Source organism: Lederbergia graminis, from assembly GCF_042655485.1.
GTDB lineage: Bacteria > Bacillota > Bacilli > Bacillales > Bacillaceae_C > Lederbergia > Lederbergia graminis.
On record NZ_JBHSMC010000016.1, the window covers coordinates 199,614 to 219,016 of the forward strand.

The window sequence follows — 19,403 nt, forward strand, 5'->3', positions numbered from 1 at the left end:
TCATTCCTTATTGCGCTTCTCCAGAAACCTTCGCTATTTTCCCATGCTCAATATAAACAAGTAAAATGGATATATCTGCAGGATTCACCCCTGAAATTCGCGATGCCTGGGCAATTGATAACGGACGTACTTTGTTTAATTTTTGTCGAGCTTCTGTTGCAATTCCATTAATTGCATCATAATCGATGTCTTCAGGAATTTTTTTATTTTCTAGCTTTTTAAGCTTCTCTACTTGTTGAAGTGATTTTTCAATATATCCTTCATATTTAATTTGAATTTCTACTTGTTCTACTACATCTTGTGGTAACTCTTCTTCAGGAGGTGTTAACTCACTAATTTGTTTATAAGACATTTCTGGACGTTTCAATAGATCCGCTGCTTTAATGCCATCTTTTAAGAGACTTCCACCAGCTTGCTCAATCATCGCTTGCGTTTTTTCGTTAGGTTTTAATGTTGTAGTACGTAGTCGTTCAATTTCTTTTGTTATAGCATTCTTCTTCTTCGTATATTTTTCATAGCGTTCATCAGATATTAGACCTATTTCACGGCCAATTTCTGTTAACCTAAGATCTGCATTATCATGACGTAGTAATAAACGATATTCTGCTCTTGAAGTTAACAAGCGATATGGTTCATTTGTCCCTTTTGTTACTAAGTCATCAATTAATACACCAATATAACCATCTGATCTACTTAAAATAACCTCTTCTTTACCAAGAACATTGCGAGCAGCGTTAATTCCAGCAATAATCCCTTGTGCAGCTGCTTCTTCATATCCAGAAGTCCCATTAATTTGACCTGCTGTATACAAATTTTTAATTTTTTTCGATTCTAGAGTTGGCCATAATTGTGTTGGAACAATGGCATCATACTCAATTGCGTAGCCAGGACGCATCATTTTTGCATTTTCTAGACCAGGTACAGTAGCGATAATTTGATGTTGTACTTCTTCTGGTAAACTAGTAGATAGACCTTGTACATACACTTCATCTGTATTTCGCCCTTCTGGTTCTAAGAAGATTTGATGCCTTGGCTTATCGTTAAAACGAACAACTTTATCTTCAATAGAAGGACAGTAACGCGCACCTGTTCCTTTTACCATTCCTGAAAACATTGGTGCACGATGCAAGTTTTCGTCAATTAGTTGATGAGTTTCTAAGTTCGTATATGTTAACCAACATGGTAATTGATCCGTAATATATTTCGTTGTTTCATAACTAAATGCGCGAGGTTCTTCATCGCCAGGTTGAATCTCTGTTTTACTATAATCAATTGTATTTCCATTAATACGTGGTGGTGTACCTGTTTTAAATCGAACTAATTCGAATCCAAGCTCTTCTAGATGTTCTGAAAGCTTAATAGATGGTTGTTGATTATTAGGACCGCTTGAATACTTCAATTCACCTAAAATAATCTCTCCGCGAAGGAAAGTACCAGTTGTAATGATAACTGTTTTCCCACGGTAGATAGCACCTGTCTTTGTAACAACCCCTTTACATACTTCATCCTCAATGATTAGTTGTTCTACCATTCCTTGAAGTAATGTAAGATTAGGTTGGTTTTCAAGTGTTTTCTTCATTTCATGTTGATATTGGAATTTATCCGCTTGGGCACGTAATGCTTGAACAGCTGGACCTTTCCCAGTATTCAACATGCGCATTTGTATATATGTTTTATCTATATTTCGAGCCATTTCACCGCCGAGTGCGTCAATTTCCCGTACGACTACACCTTTAGCGGGACCTCCAATAGATGGGTTGCATGGCATAAATGCTACCATATCCAGGTTTAACGTTAGCATGAGTGTTTTAGCACCCATTCTCGCTGCTGAAAGACCGGCTTCACTTCCAGCATGGCCTGCACCAACTACAATGACATCATATTGGCCTGCTTCATAAGTTTGCATATGGTTAAACCTCCTTGATTTTTAAAAATTAGCTCTGTTAAACTCTGTTGTTGATTTTCGCTCCTGTACACTCGCTTTCCGCGGGCACGGCCTCAGCTAACTTGGCAAAGAAAACCGCTTTGCCAAGTGGATCTTTGGCTCGTGCTGTTCCCGCAGGAGTCTCGTGTACATCCGCTCAATCAACCGTACATAATAGGAAATAGAAATAAAGTTTTAACTTAACAATAAGTTAATAACTAAAAACTATTTCCCTAAGCAGAATTGTGAGAATAACTGATTTATTAGGCTTTCTTCTACAGTATCGCCAATAATTTCTCCGAGTAATTCCCATGTTCTTGTTAAATCAATTTGAATAATATCAATCGGTGTACCGAAATCAATTCCATTTAATACATCTTCAATCGCTTGTAATGCTTGATGAAGAAGTGCAATATGACGGCTATTTGATACGTAAGTCATATCACCAGCTTCAATTTGACCTTGGAAGAACATATCTGCAATTGCTTGTTCCAGGTCATCTATCCCTTTTTCCTCAAGTAAAGATGTCGTTACGATTGTTCTATTACTTGCGAAATCACGTACTTCATCTAAATCTATCTTTTGTGGTAAATCTGTTTTATTGGCAATGACGATAACGTCCATTCCACTAGTAGCAGCAAATAATTGCTTATCTTCTTCGGTAAATTCCTCAGCAGAATTTAATACTAGCAAGATTAAGTCAGCCTTCTTTAATACTTCTCTGGATCGTTCTACTCCGATTCTTTCCACAATATCTTCTGTTTCACGAATACCAGCTGTATCAACTAGCCTTAATGGAACACCACGAACATTTACATACTCCTCAATAACGTCACGTGTTGTACCAGGTATATCTGTCACAATCGCTTTGTTTTCTTGGACAAGACTATTTAATAATGAAGACTTTCCTACGTTCGGTCTACCGATAATAACAGTTGACAAGCCTTCACGTAAAATTTTTCCTTGCTGTGATGTTTGCAAGAGCCGCTCTAGTTCCCCTTTTATATAAGTGGCTTTTTCCACCAAAATTCGATGTGTCATTTCTTCGACATCATCATATTCTGGATAATCGATATTTACCTCTATATGGGCAACTGTTTCTAAAATTTCTTGTCGTAATGTCGCAATTAGTTTAGACAAACGTCCTTCCATTTGACCTAATGCTACATTCATTGCGCGATCTGTCTTTGCACGAATTAAATCCATTACAGCTTCTGCTTGTGACAAATCAATACGCCCATTTAAAAATGCTCGTTTCGTAAATTCACCAGGTTCAGCAAGTCTTGCTCCTCCATTTAATACGAGTTGCAACACACGATTAACAGAAACAAGGCCACCATGGCAGTTGATTTCCACTACATCTTCTCTAGTAAAAGTTCGAGGTCCCTTCATCACACTAATCATTACTTCCTCAGCAACCTCTTTTGATTTCGGATCTACTATATGCCCATAATGAATTGTGTGTGTTGGTACTTCAAGTAAACTTTTATTATTAGGACTTTTAAATATTTTATCAGCAATAGCAATTGCCTCATCACCACTTAAGCGTACAATGGCAATTGCTCCTTCCCCCATTGGTGTAGAAATTGCTGCTATTGTATCAAATTCCATTATTATCACCTCTCTTCTTTTCCATCTTCTATATATAAATTTACTTATTATATTTTATTGAGAGATTATCATTATCTCCAAAATAATAGAATATCAAAATTTCGTTATCCACAAAAGTGATTTTTTAAATTGGAAATTTTTTTATCCACAATCCCAAAAAACCATTAGTACTATTTTAACTTATCCACATGTGAATAACAATATCTCGACGATGTAAGAACACTATCTGGATTTTATTACAAAAAAAAAAGAAGACTTCAGCTTAAAAGCTTTAGTCTTCTATAAATCTATAAAGATCTCCATATATAATTTGATCCGAATAAGTTAATTCTGTTTGTACTTGATTGAAATATGGAGAGCAATAGTTTCTCTTTACTTTTTTTGCCGTTTCTTTACTATAACAAGCATCTTCAATATAAATATATTTGTTTGTAGAAAATGTTCCATCTCTAAAAATAACTAAACGGTCATCGTAATCAGATAATAAACTAATTCCGAAAGATAATGTATTATCTTCTATTCCAAGTAAATCTAATATAGTCGCTCTTAAATCAACTTGACCACCTACTGATTCAATCACTTTCCCTTCTTCTCCTGGGACATGAATGATCAATGGTACCTTTTGTAGCTCAATTTGATCTATTACACTAAATTCCCGATTCAACGCTTCACTTAAAGCAGTATCATAATTGTTTGATATTCCATAATGATCGCCTACTAGTACAAAAATACTATTATTATATAACTCTGAACCTTTTATTTTATCAAAGAATCGCTTTATCGCTTCATCTTCGTAGCGGACTGTAGTAAAGTAGCGATTTACTACTCCCTCTTCCGTTTTTAATTCAGGAATAAATTGGTCCTCCGGCTCTAATAAAAACGGGAAGTGATTCGTTAAAGTTAACATTTTTGCATAAAACGGTTCAGGTAATGATTGTAAATGTGGTAATGATTGTTCAAAAAATGGTATATCTTTCAATCCGTAATTAATAGAGTTTTCTTCCGTAACATTGTAATCTTCTTTTGAAAAGAAATAATCATACCCTAATGAGTCATACATATTGGTTCGGTTCCAAAATTGCGGATAATTCCCATGAAAAGAAGCTGAAAAATAATGGTAATCATCTAAAAGATGTGGTGTTGCAATAAAATCATTATCCGGTTTCCGCACAAATACGGAACCACCAGTTAATGGATAAAGGCTATTATCGATTATGAACTCTGCATCGGAAGTTTTTCCTTGTGCTGTTTGATGGTAGAAATTTGGAAAGTATAAACTATCTTCCTTTAATTCGTTTAAAAATGGTGTAACTTCATGGCCATCAAAGGATCTGTCCATTACAAAGGCTTGTGTCGACTCCAAAAAAATAAGAATAACATTTTTCCCTTCCGCGACTCCATGTAAATCTGAAAGGTTACTATTTCCACGTTTTTCATGAACATATTGCTCAATTTCATCTAACTCTTTACCATCCGCTAATACTCCAGACACAGACGCCATGGAATTCTGATATATATCAAAAGCATGATAGTAATAGAGACCTAACGACTTTACTATTAATTCCTTATCGTACGCTTTATTCCAAAAGCCAGTATTGATCATAATACTAAGTAGAAGTGGAATAACTGCTAATCCTAAAGCAATCCTCCCTTTATATTTCTTTAAGAAATCAAAAGATACATTTGGTGAAAGCTTTCTAATAATAATTAATAGTAGGATAATTGTATCCACAAACATAAAAATATCGTAATACTTAATCAGTTCTAGTGTACTCTGACTAAGTCCACCGACGTTCTGAAACTGAAATAAAACAGGGACTGTTACATAGTCAATATAAAATCGATAATATAAAATATTCCCGTAAAGTATCCCGGTGAGAATAAAATGAATAATAAAAATAGCCCTTGTTCTAGCAGGAGACTTTTTAAATAAAAATCCTATCCCAAGAATACAAGCAATCGATCCAAATGTAGTTACCAGTAATACAATCCCTTGTCCAAAAGATTGTACGGATACTTTAAATACAAAAGTATAAATGATACATAATTTTAGCCATAGTAATATAGTCGCTGTTATATAAATGAACATATTATTATTCTGTTTATTTTTCTTTAATGCAAAAATCCCCATATCTTCACTTCCATCATTTGTTATATTCATTTATTTTATCACTATAACTATTGCAGTGGTACATTAATTTATTCGAATATTATCATTTCTCAGTGAGTCCCTGTCCCTATACTTATGTTAAGTTTCCTAAAAAAGAAGAACCTTTCATCATTATGATAAAAGGTTCTCTCTTTTTGGTTTTATAACTACATATCGATTTGGTTCTTCCCCTTCAGATACCGTTCGAACATGACGGTTCTCTGCTAAAGCTGTGTGAATTATTTTTCTCTCATAATTCGGCATCGGTTCTAACGATACAGGCTTTTTTAAATGATGTGCTTTAGATGCAAGTCGTCCAGCTAATTGAATTAAAGTTTCTTTCCGACGTTCACGGTAATCTTCTGGATTTAATATAATGGTTACATAATGTTGAGAATGACGATTTGCTGCAAGTTGTGTTAAATATTGCAGCGAATTAATCGTTTGTCCCCTTTTCCCAATCAAAAGTCCCATTTTTTCGCCAGTAATATGGAAAACTACATTACGATCATCTTCTTTTACTACTTTAATGTCCGCATCTATTTCCATATTCTCAAGAACTGTTTGTAAAAAATTCTTTGCTGATTCAATTGCATCAGGCTTAAGAGTTACTTTTACAATAGCAGGCCTTGAACCAAACAGACCAAGCAGTCCCCGTTTCCCCTCATCTACAATACTTATGTCTACGCGTTCTCTCGTTGCTTTTAGTTGAGCAAGTGCGGATTCTACTGCTTCTTCGACATTTTGTCCTGTAGCAGTGATTTCTCTCACTTTTTAGCTCCCCCCGCTCCTCCATCTTTTGCTTGTACCTTTGCTTCATTTGGACCTTTAATAAAATATGTTTGGATAATCATAAATATATTTCCTACAACCCAGTATAAAGCTAGTGCTGCTGGGAAGTTGATTGCAAAGATTAAAATCATGACTGGCATAATATAAAGTAACATTTGCATTTGTGGATTTGCATTTGGTTGCCCAGACATCATAATTTTTTGTTGTAAGAAAGTTGTTAATCCAGCGATTACTGGTAACAGATATAGTGGATCTGGTGCACCAAGATCAAACCATAGGAATTCTCCACCAGTTGCAATTCCTTCCGTTCTTATAATTGCTTGATAAAATCCAATTAATATAGGCATTTGAATTAATAACGGAAAACACCCAGCTAGCGGATTTACATTATATTTCTGGAATAATTGCATTGTTTCTTGCTGTAGTTGTTGTTGTGTTTTAGCATCTTTTGAACTATATTTCTCTCTTAACTTTTGAATTTCAGGTTGTATTGCCTGCATTGCTTTTGAATTTTTAGTTTGCTTTATCATTAACGGCAAAATTGCTAGACGAAGAAGTAATGTTACAATAATAATGGATATACCGTAACTTCCTCCAAATAAGTTAGCTACTTCTGTCATTAACCATGATAAAGGCCATACAATATATTTACTCCAAAACCCAGTAGTTTCTGATGTAATATAATTAGGGTTATCAGGCGTTGCACACCCTGCCATTATCAGTACAAGTCCGAGAATTGCTGATATTAATAATATTCTCTTTTTCAAGCCAGTTATCCTCCCTGCTTTCTCAAAAATCACGATATGTACACTCTTTCGCTATTTTACCATTTTTCACTAATACTTTTATATTAAAACATGATATTTTTATCTTTTTTTCATATCTATATTTTTACTCAGCTTTAATACATGTTCTAAACTTTTCTTCACAGAATGATAATCCATTTCAGAAACTGGTTTTCTTGCTATAATTACATAATCTTTCGTAGGATCAACTTGATCAGAAAGCTCTTGGAAAACTTGTCGAATATAGCGTTTAATTTGGTTGCGTTTGACTGCGTTTCCAATCTTTTTACTGACAGATAACCCAATCCGAAAATGACGTTGCTCCTCTTTTTTTAACGTATATAGAACAAATTGTCTGTTAGCTACCGATTTACCTCTTCTAAAAACGGCTTGGAAATCATTACTTTTTTTGATTCTAAACGTTTTTTTCATACTTTCACCTACAAATAATCGGTTTTTTCGATGTTACAATCCGCTCGCATCTATCACTCCATAGAAAAAAAGACCACTGAGACGTTTCAGTGGTCTACGCTGATAACACTTTTCTTCCTTTGCGACGACGTGCAGCCAATACTCTACGGCCATTTTTTGAGCTCATACGCGCACGGAAACCGTGTACTTTGCTTCTTTTACGTTTATTTGGTTGAAATGTTCTTTTCATGTATGACACCTCCCCGAGGGTAAAACAAAATTTCACTTACAGACATACTAGGTAATTATAAAGATACGACATATCAATGTCAACCCCCTCATTCGACAGTAGAAAATCAGATTATACATATTAGATAGTTCTTCATTTTTTTGAACAGAATGTAATGACAAAAAAATCTTCCAGAACAGCAGTGCTTTCCACTAAAAATATAAGCTTGTGGATAATTTTTTTATAATAAAAACTATCCACAACACATATCGACAGTTTTTTCACAAATTAATCTCTTGTGGGTAATTTTAATACCCAGTATATTAGTATTGTGGATAATTTAGATTATCCATTGCGAACCTTAGTATTATTTGTTATGATTATTGTGTTTTCACTCTGAATACTTTGTCCACAAAATACTCTTATCCACAAATTGTGGATATCTTGTGGATAGTTTATCCAGTACCCTTGAATAAACTTGTCCACAATTAGTGGATATTGTCGAAATCTGTTTTTCTACCTTATTATATATTTTTCCACATTCATAGATATGTATAATTATTAATTATCCTTTATTTTGTGTAAAACAGTTATATAACAGCTAGACCGGTTATGGAAATTGCAAGGGAGGTAAGGGTTTGGAAAATATAGCTGATCTTTGGGAGCGAGTCCTGAGTAAAGTTGAAAAAAAGGTCAGTAAGCCTAGTTTTGATACATGGCTGAAAAATACAAAAGCACATGCTCTTAAGAAAGATACGATGATAATAACCGCGCCTAATGAGTTTGCGCGTGATTGGTTAGAAGGCCAATATACCCAATTAATTTCTGGGCTTCTATACGAAATAATTGGTGAGCAACTGGATGTGAAATTTATTGTTCCACCTGAACAGGAAGAAGAACTTACAGATTTACCTCCTGTAAAGAAAGCGGAGAAAGACACACATGGTGAGTCCTACCAAAGCATACTAAATCCAAAATATACGTTTGATACTTTCGTTATTGGAGCAGGGAATCGTTTTGCCCATGCTGCATCACTAGCTGTAGCAGAAGCACCGGCTAACGCATATAATCCTCTATTTATTTATGGAGGAGTAGGTATGGGAAAAACACACTTAATGCACGCGATCGGTCATTATGTTTTGGAACATAATCCCACTGCAAAGGTAGTCTATTTATCCTCAGAGAAATTTACAAATGAATTCATCAATTCCATACGAGATAATAAAGCTGTAGATTTTAGAAATAAGTATCGAAATGTCGATATCTTACTTATTGATGATATTCAATTCCTAGCAGGAAAAGAATCGACTCAAGAGGAATTTTTCCATACTTTTAATACACTTCATGAAGAAAGTAAGCAAATTGTAATTGCAAGTGATCGTCCTCCAAAAGAAATTCCAACCTTGGAAGATCGTTTAAGATCACGATTTGAATGGGGACTAATAACAGATATTACACCTCCAGATTTAGAAACAAGAATTGCAATTCTACGAAAAAAAGCAAAAGCGGATGGGTTAGATATCCCAAATGAAGTAATGCTTTATATCGCAAATCAAATTGATACGAATATTCGAGAATTGGAAGGCGCACTTATTAGAGTTGTCGCTTATTCATCACTCATCAATAAAGATATCAATGCTGATTTAGCTGCAGAAGCACTTAAAAGCATTATTCCAAGTTCAAAACCAAAAGTGGTTACTATCTTGGATATTCAAAAAGCTGTTGGTGCTGAATTTAATGTGAAATTAGAAGACTTTAAAGCGAAGAAAAGAACTAAATCAATCGCATTCCCACGACAAATTGCCATGTATTTATCAAGAGAAATGACTGACTTCTCGTTACCAAAAATAGGGGAAGAGTTTGGTGGGCGCGACCATACTACCGTTATTCACGCACATGAAAAAATTTCAAACCTAATAGAAACTGATAGCGAGTTACAATCTAAAATAGATGAAATTCGTAATTCATTAAAAAATCAATAATGGGGATATTGTGCATAACCGGAACATCCATATGCACAGCATGTCCACATGTGGATATTTAGTAAAAATCATTCATACACAGACTTATCCACATATTCACAGGCCCTATTACTATTACTACGAATTTTATTTTAAAAAAATATAAATATGCATGCAAAATAAATTAAATGTACGGAGGAAACGGAGCATGAAATTCATCATTCAACGAAATCACCTAGTTGATAGTGTTCAAGATGTAATGAAGGCAGTATCATCAAGAACTACTATTCCAATATTAACAGGGATTAAAATTGTTGCATCTGAAGAAGGATTAACTTTTACAGGAAGCGATTCTGATATTTCAATAGAATCTTTTATTCCAAAAGAGGAAGCTGGAGATGAACTAGTAGAAATTAAAGAAACTGGTGGAATCGTATTAAATGCAAAATTCTTTGGTGAAATTGTTAAAAAGCTACCAATGGATACAGTTGAATTTGAAGTTGTGAATCATCGTCAAACAATTATTAAATCTGGAAAAGCAGAATTTAATTTAAATGGATTGGATCCTGATGAATATCCACATCTACCACAAATTGCAGAAGATAAAACTTTTACAATTGCTACAGATTTACTTAAATCGTTAATAAGACAAACCGTTTTTGCAGTGTCCACCTCAGAAACACGCCCCATCTTGACAGGTGTAAACTGGCAAATTGAAAATGGGCTACTTGTTTGTACAGGTACAGATAGTCACCGCTTAGCAAGGAGATCTGTTCCTATCACTTTAGATGATTCTGAAAATGTCCAAGCTGTAATTCCAGGTAAGAGCTTACTGGAATTAAGTAAGATTTTAGATGATTCAAATGACTTAGTTGAAATAGTTATTACAGAGAATCAAATCTTATTTAAATCTAAACATTTATTGTTTTTCTCTAGATTATTAGAAGGAAATTATCCTGATACATCCAGATTAATTCCTCAAGAAAGTAAAACAGATATTACATTGCATGTGAAAGATTTCCTTCACTCTATCGATCGTGCCTCATTACTAGCACGTGGTGAAAGGAATAATGTAGTAAAACTTGCAACTTTAGAAGGAAATTCTGTTGAAATATCATCTACCACGCCTGAAATTGGAAATGTAGTAGAACAAGTTCAATGTGAATCTATAACAGGTGAAGAGTTAAAAATCTCCTTCAGTGCAAAATACATGATGGATGCTCTAAAAGCTTTAGAAGATGGTGACATTGTGATTAGCTTTACAGGAGCGATGAGACCTTTTATTATTCGTTCGGTAAATGATGAATCGATATTACAATTAATTCTTCCAGTAAGAACATTTTAAGTTAGAAAACTAGAACTAAATGATAAAAACAAAGTAAAAGCCAACTATTTCTTGAATTACTTCAAGTTAGTTCGGCTTTTTACTTTTATATAAGTATTTTGGTTCAAGTTTTACTAGTTATTTTAACCACAGTAAGTAATGATTCCGTATTCATTTGTCGCTTTCGCATTTCTTCTTACATTTCTTTGTAAAAGCTTCTAATGTTTAGTAAAATATAGATAGTAACTAAACATGGAAAGAGTGAGAATGTGGAAATTAAAGTTCAAATTGACACAGATACGATCACACTAGGCCAATTTTTAAAATTAGCTGATGTTATTCAATCTGGCGGAATGGCAAAATGGTTTTTGAGTGAACACGATGTATTTGTTAATGGCGAACAAGACCAGAGAAGAGGTCGTAAACTCGCAGTTCATGATAAAATTGAGATCGAAGGAATAGGTACGTTTATTATTGTTCGGTGAAGGATGTTGACTTCATGTATTTGCAAGAATTACAGTTGGAAAATTATAGAAATTACGAAAAGCTATCGGTTTCCTTTGAAAATAACGTAAATGTTATTTTAGGTGAAAACGCCCAAGGGAAAACGAATATGATAGAATCTATATATGTATTAGGAATGGCAAAATCACACCGGACATCTAATGACAAAGATTTAATACGTTGGGATACAGAATATGCTAAAATAATGGGAAGGCTGCAAAAAGCACACAGTTCGGTTCCATTAGAATTAACTGTGTCAAAAAAAGGTAAAAAAGCAAAATTTAATCATATTGAACAAAAAAGGTTAAGTACTTATGTTGGGAATATGAATGTTGTTATGTTTGCACCTGAAGATCTTAACCTTGTAAAAGGCAGTCCCCAAGTAAGAAGACGTTTTATAGATATGGAGCTTGGTCAAGTTTCCCCTGTTTATTTACATGATATGAGTCAATTTCATAAAGTACTCCAACAAAGGAATTTATATTTAAAGCAATTGCAAATAAAAAAACAAAAAGATATTACCTTTCTCGAAGTGTTGAATGAACAATATATTGAACTCGCGATAAAAGTAATTAGACGACGGTTTGAATTTATCCGAAAACTAGAAAATTGGGCAAAGCCAATACATTCTGGTATTTCACGAGGAATGGAAACATTAAGTATTAAATATAAGCCTTCTATAGAGGTATCGGAAGACACAGATTGGTCAAAGATGGTAGATGTATTCGAAAATAAATTTAGCCAAATTCAACAACGAGAGATTGACCGTGGTGTCAGTCTGATAGGGCCTCACCGCGATGAGGTTATATTTTTTGTGAATGGACGCGATGTACAAACTTTTGGCTCTCAAGGTCAACAACGAACGACAGCCCTATCTGTTAAACTTGCTGAGATAGATTTAATACATTCAGAGATTAATGAATATCCAATATTATTACTTGATGATGTCCTTTCTGAACTTGATGATTACCGCCAATCACATTTGTTAAATACGATTAAGGGGAAGATTCAAACCTTTGTTACAACAACATCAGTGGATGGGATTGATCATCAGACTCTTAAAGAAGCAAACACATTTCATGTTCGTAATGGTTTCATGGAGAAAGGGAATTGAGGTGATAGGATGTATGTCCATATTGGGGAAGATGTAATGATTTGGGCAAGTGATATTATCACTATTATTGAGAAAGAAACGGTAGACTCATCTGAAGATATTCAATTACATTTACAGAAAAAAGCGGATGTAATTGAGGATTTATCGCATGGTGCAGATTACAAATCTTTAGTAATAACGGAGTCTCATATTTACCTATCTCCCATTGCTTCTGGAACTATTAAAAAAAGATTAACAAAATTAGCTGATGAAGAGCTATTTATTTTATAGATTAACGACATATATGGAGCCCGCGATATGCGGGTCTTAAGCCGTTCTCTAACAATATCAAGCAGTCAAAATAGACTAGCTTTTATATATAAGGTGTTTTATTAGCTTGTTATTCCTTCACAGTTAGCCTTGAAACTGCAGAATAACAGAGCGATGTATAATTTGAAAGAGCAGGTGAGTTTCATGACAATGGATCAAAAGGGTTTACAAGAAGAAGTTTATGATGAACATCAGATACAGGTACTCGAAGGGTTGGAAGCTGTAAGAAAACGCCCAGGTATGTATATTGGATCCACTAGCTCAAAAGGGCTACACCATCTTGTTTGGGAAATTGTTGATAATAGTATTGATGAAGCATTAGCTGGATATTGTGATGAAATTATACTAACAATTGAAGAGGATAATAGCATTACAGTAACAGATAATGGACGTGGGATTCCAGTTGGTATTCAAGAAAAAATGGGGAGACCTGCAGTCGAGGTTATTTTAACAGTTCTTCATGCCGGAGGTAAATTCGGTGGTGGTGGATACAAAGTATCAGGTGGATTACACGGAGTAGGTGCTTCGGTTGTTAATGCCCTTTCCACTGAGCTAGAAGTTTATGTTCATTTGAATGGCCAAATTCATTATCAAAAGTACGAACGTGGAGTACCTAGTTTTGACTTGAAAGTAATTGGAGAAACAGATCGTACTGGAACAACCATTCATTTTAAACCTGATCCAGAAATCTTCACTGAAACGATCGAGTATGACTATGATACATTAGCATCTCGTACTAGAGAATTAGCCTTTTTAAATAGAGGAATAAAGCTAATCATTGAAGATAAACGAGTGGAAAATAGAAGAAATGAATACTATTACGAAGGCGGAATTAAGTCTTACGTTGAACATTTAAATAAATCAAAAGAAGTTATTCATGATGAACCGATTTATATTGAAGGAGAAAAAGAAGGTATTTATGTTGAAATTGCAATGCAGTACAATGACGGATTTGCAAGTAATCTCTACTCATTTGCTAACAACATAAATACGTATGAAGGTGGTACACATGAGTCAGGATTTAAGACTGCTTTAACTCGTGTGATAAATGATTACGCTCGAAAAAGTAATATATTCAAAGACAATGACAGTAATTTATCTGGTGAAGATGTTCGAGAAGGTATGACAGCTATTGTATCTGTAAAACATCCTGATCCACAGTTTGAAGGACAAACGAAAACAAAGCTTGGAAATTCAGAAGCTCGTACCATTACGGATTCCTTATTCTCAGAGCATTTGGAGAAGATTTTCTTGGAGAATCCTGTATTAGCTAAGAAAATTGTGGATAAAGGTTTAATGGCTGCTAGAGCAAGACTTGCAGCAAAAAAGGCGAGAGAATTAACGAGAAGAAAAAGTGCACTAGAAGTTTCAAGTTTGCCTGGGAAATTAGCAGATTGTTCTTCTCGAGATCCACAAATTAGTGAATTATTCATTGTTGAGGGTGATTCCGCAGGTGGTTCGGCAAAACAAGGAAGAGATAGACATTTCCAAGCTATTTTGCCTTTACGTGGAAAAATTATTAATGTCGAGAAAGCTCGATTAGACAAAATATTATCCAATAACGAAATTAGAACAATTATTACAGCTCTTGGTACAGGTATCGGTGAAGAGTTTGATATATCTAAAGCTAGATATCACAAAATTGTTACCATGACAGATGCGGATGTCGATGGAGCTCATATTAGAACTTTACTATTAACATTCTTCTATCGATACATGAGACCGTTAATTGAGGCTGGATATGTATATATTGCACAACCGCCACTTTATAAAATCAGTCAAGGGAAAAAAGATCATTACGTATACTCAGACAAAGAACTAGAAGAACGTTTAGCACAGTTACCACAGGTTCCAAAACCAGGTATTCAACGTTATAAAGGTTTAGGAGAAATGAATCCGGAACAGCTTTGGGATACGACAATGAATCCAGAAACTCGCACCTTGCTTCAAGTTAGTTTGGAAGATGCAATTGAAGCAGACCAAACTTTCGATATGTTGATGGGAGAAAAGGTAGAGCCTCGCAGACTATTTATTGAAGAAAATGCAATATATGTAAAGAATTTGGACATTTAAGTTTAGAGACTTTTGACTTTAAAATAGGGTTTATAGCTTAAAATTGAAATTATATATGTTTAGCTTTAGGCGCTATCAGCATTAGTTTTATAAGTTAATTTATGAATGACATAGATTGTTTTTTGTTAAATTATCGTATTGCTAGTTGCTGATAGACGAACGCCTATTGCTTTCTTATGAGGGAGGTTCCCAAACGGTATGGCTGAAATACCAAGTTCTAATGTTAAAGAAATTAATTTAAGTCATGAAATGCGTACATCATTTCTAGACTATGCAATGAGTGTAATTGTTGCACGTGCATTGCCTGACGTACGTGATGGTTTAAAACCAGTTCACAGACGTATTTTATATGCGATGAATGATTTAGGAATGACAAGTGATAAAGCATATAAAAAATCTGCACGTATTGTTGGGGAAGTTATTGGTAAGTACCATCCACATGGTGACTCAGCGGTTTATGAGACAATGGTAAGGATGGCACAAGATTTTAGCTATCGTAATATGCTTGTAGATGGTCATGGAAACTTCGGATCTGTAGATGGTGACTCTGCTGCGGCAATGCGTTATACAGAAGCAAGAATGTCAAAAATCTCTATGGAGTTAGTACGTGACTTAAATAAAGATACAATCGATTATAAAGACAACTATGATGGCTCTGAAAAAGAACCAGTTGTATTACCTGCGCGTTTCCCGAACTTACTAGTTAACGGTTCCTCTGGAATTGCGGTTGGGATGGCAACAAATATCCCACCACATCAATTAGGTGAAGTTATCAATGGTTTACTTGCTCTAAGTCATGAGCCGGATATTACGATCCAAGAACTAATGGAGCATATCCCAGGGCCAGATTTCCCTACTGCAGGAATTATTATTGGTAGGAGCGGAATTAGAAGAGCATATGAAACAGGTCGCGGTTCTATTACATTAAGAGCAAAAGTAGAAATTGAAACAAAAGCGAATGGAAGAGAAACGATTCTCGTTCATGAGCTCCCATATCAAGTTGTTAAGGCGAAGTTAATTGAACGTATTGCTGAGCTTGTTAGAGAAAAGAAAATTGACGGCATTACAGATTTGCGTGATGAGTCAGACCGTAACGGAATGCGAATTGTTATTGAGGTCCGTAGAGATGCTAATGCGAATGTAATTTTAAACAATTTATTTAAGTTGACAGCAATGCAAACGAACTTTGGTATAAATATGCTTGCATTAGTGGATGGACAACCTAAAGTATTAAACTTAAAGCAATGCCTCTACTATTACCTTGAACATCAAAAAGAAATTATTAGAAGAAGAACAGAGTTTGAATTACGTAAAGCAGAAGCTCGTGCACATATTCTAGAAGGATTAAGAATTGCTTTAGATCATATTGATGCAATCATTGCATTGATTAGAGGATCAGAAACGACAGAAATAGCTAAGAATGGCTTAATGGAGCAATTCTCATTATCAGAAAAACAAGCACAAGCAATTCTAGATATGCGTCTTCAACGTTTAACTGGTTTAGAAAGAGAAAAGATTGAAGAAGAATATCAAAATCTTCTCCAATTAATTGGAGAATTAAAGGCGATTTTAGCCGATGAAGAAAAAGTATTAGAAATTATTCGTGAAGAATTACTAGAAATTAAAGAGCGCTTCGACGATGGAAGAAGGACTGAAATTGTTTCTGGTGGGATTGAACAAATTGAGGATGAAGACCTAATCCCAAGAGAAAATATCGTTGTAACCTTAACTCATAATGGTTATATTAAACGATTGCCAATTTCCACTTACCGTAGCCAAAAACGTGGAGGACGCGGTGTGCAAGGAATGGGAACAAATGATGATGATTTTGTTCAACATTTAATTACCTCTTCTACGCACGATACAATCTTGTTCTTTACGAATAAAGGTAAAGTATATAAAGCAAAAGGGTATGAAATCCCAGAGTTTAGCAGAACGGCTAAGGGATTACCAATCATTAATTTACTAGGAATAGAAAAAGACGAATGGGTAAATACCGTAATTTGCGTAGAGGAATATTTAGAAGATTGGTATCTATTCTTTGCGACAAAACAAGGGATTGTAAAACGAACACCAGTATCTGCATTTGCTCATATTAGAAATAATGGATTAATTGCACTTGGTTTACGTGATAATGATGAGCTGATTTCAGTGCAATTAACAGATGGCAATAAGGATATAGTGGTTGGTACGAAAAATGGTCTATTAATCAGATTTAATGAAAATGATGTTAGATCCATGGGGCGTACTGCAACTGGTGTTAAAGGAATCACGCTTTCAGGTGACGATGAAGTAGTCGGCATGGAAATCCTTGAAGAAGACAATGATGTTCTCGTCGTAACGAAGAATGGTTATGGAAAACGAACACCAGCTGCTGAATACCGCATTCAATCACGTGGTGGTAAGGGATTAATAACATGTAAGATTACGGATAAAACAGGTACTGTAGTGGCTGTTGAAACTGTAAAAGGCGATGAAGATATTATGCTTATTACAGTAGGCGGTATCTTGATTCGTATGGACGTTAACGACATTTCTGTTATTGGTAGAAATACTCAAGGGGTCAAGTTAATGACACTTGGAGAAGAAGCATATGTCTCAACAGTGGCTAAAGTTGAAAAAGAAGAAATTGATACTGAAGAAACTGATAATGAGAATGAATCCGAGGAAGAAAACAATTCCGAAGAGTCTACTGATATAGAAGTAGAAAATGTTATAGAAGAAGATATGAATAAGGATGAGAATCCGGAAGAGTAAAGAGCAAAAGGCGCCGGCAAGGCGCCTTTTGTTTATATGATGATTGTATTTGGAGGGAATTAACGTGAAAGTGAATATAGAAACTTTACAAATAGGTTCAGTCGTAACAAAAGATGTGATGGGTAAAACAAGTTATCCTATTATTCCAAAGAATACAGTCATTACAGAGAAAGAGTTAGAAATTTTACGAGCATTTCTTATTAAGGAAATTGAAATAAAAAAGCAGTTAGTAACAGGTGAGAAAGCTATAATTGATGAGAAAGTTGCTCCAGTTACAAAAAGGGAAAAAACAATACAAACTACTAAGAAAGGATTTGTGGAAGAGTATCGTTTTGCGGTTGAGCAATATAAACATGAATTTACTACCTGGCAATCTGGTGGGAAAGTTAATATCTCGAAGATAAGAGAGATTTTAAGTCCGGCATTTGAAGCTTCTCAGAAAAGTAAAAGTTGGATTAGATCTATTCATCAATATGCAAATAAAGAGGAATATCATTATTACCATACGGTTGCTATAGGGTTAATAACAGGATACATAGCAAAGGAACTAGGTCTTAATAAGGGGAATTGCTTTCAAATAGCATTAGCTGGTTGTCTCGCCGATTGTGGGATGGCAAAACTACCACCAAACCTTCTTTCTTTTGATAAAAGTTTAACTAGCCAGTCATGGGCTGAAATAAAAAAGCATCCTATTCATAGCTATCAAATGGTAAAAAATATTACTCTTTTAAAACCAGAAATGAAACTTGCGATTCTTCAACATCATGAAAGAATTGATGGAACAGGCTATCCACTTGCAGAAAAAGGGGATAGGGTACACAAATACTCACAAATTATTGCAATAGCTGATATTTATCATGCGATGACATCTGAGCGTCCGTATAAAAAAGCACAATCACCTTTTAAAGTATTACAAAGTATGGAAGAAGATCAGTTTGGAAAATTAGATGTTTCAGTATTAAATATTCTCGTCACAGCTATTACAAATCTCCCATTAGGGACTAGTGTGTCTCTTTCAAATGGTGATATTGGGAAAATTATTTTTGTAAAACCGGAATTACCGACAAGACCAATGGTTAAAATAAATGATACTGGTGAAATACTGGATTTGATTAATCATAGGGATATATATATTGAAAATGTTATCTATTAGTTTGTTTTATTGTTGTTGCATATAATAGAATTGCGCGACTTAAATTAATTTCAAAATACCCCTTGCATCCCATACTGATTGGTGTTACATTAGTACATGTGCTTGAGAGCACAAACAAATAAAAAATAATATTTTGTTGACAAAGCATAATAACTTTGTTAATATAGAAAAGTCGCCATTGAGCGACAAAGTGATTTGTTCCTTGAAAACTGAACGAAACGAAGCGTTAACAATAATTAAGTAAGACCAGCAATTTTGAGCTACAAACTTCAATGAGAGTTTGATCCTGGCTCAGGACGAACGCTGG

General features: G+C 34.6%; 15 protein-coding genes. 8 read left to right on the plus strand and 7 right to left on the minus strand.

What is annotated here, in order from left to right; translation table 11 throughout:
* Positions 1 to 7: 7 nt before the first annotated feature.
* From mnmG to rpmH, 7 genes are all read right to left on the minus strand, one after another.
* Positions 8 to 1,906, minus strand: a complete 1,899-nt coding sequence (gene mnmG, locus ACFPM4_RS13730) for a tRNA uridine-5-carboxymethylaminomethyl(34) synthesis enzyme MnmG (protein ID WP_144926143.1) — start codon at positions 1,904 to 1,906, stop codon at positions 8 to 10.
* A gap of 243 nt (positions 1,907 to 2,149) precedes the next feature.
* Positions 2,150 to 3,535 carry a tRNA uridine-5-carboxymethylaminomethyl(34) synthesis GTPase MnmE gene (mnmE, locus tag ACFPM4_RS13735; protein WP_144926146.1) on the minus strand — a complete coding sequence of 462 codons (1,386 nt, stop codon included), beginning with the start codon at positions 3,533 to 3,535 and terminating at the stop codon, positions 2,150 to 2,152.
* 271 nt (positions 3,536 to 3,806) lie between these two features.
* Entirely contained in the window at positions 3,807 to 5,696 is a 1,890-nt protein-coding gene (locus ACFPM4_RS13740; protein WP_382352796.1) for an LTA synthase family protein, read from the minus strand.
* Positions 5,697 to 5,816: 120 nt separating this feature from the next.
* Complete coding sequence (gene jag / locus ACFPM4_RS13745) at positions 5,817 to 6,455, minus strand: RNA-binding cell elongation regulator Jag/EloR (protein ID WP_382352799.1); 639 nt, start codon at positions 6,453 to 6,455, stop codon at positions 5,817 to 5,819.
* Positions 6,452 to 7,243: a YidC family membrane integrase SpoIIIJ gene (spoIIIJ, locus tag ACFPM4_RS13750; RefSeq protein WP_382352802.1), complete on the minus strand. Its 792-nt coding sequence runs from the start codon at positions 7,241 to 7,243 to the stop codon at positions 6,452 to 6,454. Before spoIIIJ ends, jag begins: the two co-directional genes overlap by 4 nt.
* Before the next feature lie 99 nt (positions 7,244 to 7,342).
* Entirely contained in the window at positions 7,343 to 7,693 is a 351-nt protein-coding gene (gene rnpA, locus ACFPM4_RS13755; protein ID WP_382352805.1) for a ribonuclease P protein component, read from the minus strand.
* Positions 7,694 to 7,787: 94 nt separating this feature from the next.
* The gene (rpmH, locus tag ACFPM4_RS13760) at positions 7,788 to 7,922 is read right to left on the minus strand and encodes a 50S ribosomal protein L34 (protein ID WP_144926158.1); all 135 of its coding nucleotides are present in this window, start codon (positions 7,920 to 7,922) and stop codon (positions 7,788 to 7,790) included.
* 617 nt (positions 7,923 to 8,539) lie between these two features.
* Between rpmH and dnaA the strand changes: the two genes are divergently transcribed.
* The 8 genes from dnaA to ACFPM4_RS13800 all read left to right on the plus strand — a co-directional run bounded on the left by dnaA (position 8,540) and on the right by ACFPM4_RS13800 (position 19,096).
* On the plus strand, positions 8,540 to 9,883 hold the full coding sequence (gene dnaA, locus ACFPM4_RS13765) for a chromosomal replication initiator protein DnaA (RefSeq protein WP_144926161.1): 1,344 nt from the start codon (positions 8,540 to 8,542) through the stop codon (positions 9,881 to 9,883).
* Between the two features lie 187 nt (positions 9,884 to 10,070).
* Positions 10,071 to 11,207 (plus strand): DNA polymerase III subunit beta, encoded by a 1,137-nt coding sequence (gene dnaN / locus ACFPM4_RS13770; RefSeq protein WP_382352809.1) that lies wholly within the window; start codon positions 10,071 to 10,073, stop codon positions 11,205 to 11,207.
* Between the two features lie 248 nt (positions 11,208 to 11,455).
* Positions 11,456 to 11,671 carry a S4 domain-containing protein YaaA gene (gene yaaA / locus ACFPM4_RS13775; RefSeq protein ID WP_382352812.1) on the plus strand — a complete coding sequence of 72 codons (216 nt, stop codon included), beginning with the start codon at positions 11,456 to 11,458 and terminating at the stop codon, positions 11,669 to 11,671.
* Between the two features lie 14 nt (positions 11,672 to 11,685).
* Complete coding sequence (recF, locus tag ACFPM4_RS13780) at positions 11,686 to 12,804, plus strand: DNA replication/repair protein RecF (protein WP_382352815.1); 1,119 nt, start codon at positions 11,686 to 11,688, stop codon at positions 12,802 to 12,804.
* 9 nt (positions 12,805 to 12,813) lie between these two features.
* The gene (gene remB / locus ACFPM4_RS13785; protein ID WP_144926173.1) at positions 12,814 to 13,074 is read left to right on the plus strand and encodes an extracellular matrix regulator RemB; all 261 of its coding nucleotides are present in this window, start codon (positions 12,814 to 12,816) and stop codon (positions 13,072 to 13,074) included.
* Positions 13,075 to 13,263: 189 nt separating this feature from the next.
* Complete coding sequence (gyrB, locus tag ACFPM4_RS13790) at positions 13,264 to 15,186, plus strand: DNA topoisomerase (ATP-hydrolyzing) subunit B (protein WP_382352837.1); 1,923 nt, start codon at positions 13,264 to 13,266, stop codon at positions 15,184 to 15,186.
* 198 nt (positions 15,187 to 15,384) lie between these two features.
* On the plus strand, positions 15,385 to 17,943 hold the full coding sequence (gene gyrA / locus ACFPM4_RS13795) for a DNA gyrase subunit A (RefSeq protein WP_382352819.1): 2,559 nt from the start codon (positions 15,385 to 15,387) through the stop codon (positions 17,941 to 17,943).
* Positions 17,944 to 18,007: 64 nt separating this feature from the next.
* Positions 18,008 to 19,096, plus strand: a complete 1,089-nt coding sequence (locus ACFPM4_RS13800; RefSeq protein WP_382352822.1) for an HD-GYP domain-containing protein — start codon at positions 18,008 to 18,010, stop codon at positions 19,094 to 19,096.
* Positions 19,097 to 19,403: the final 307 nt, after the last annotated feature.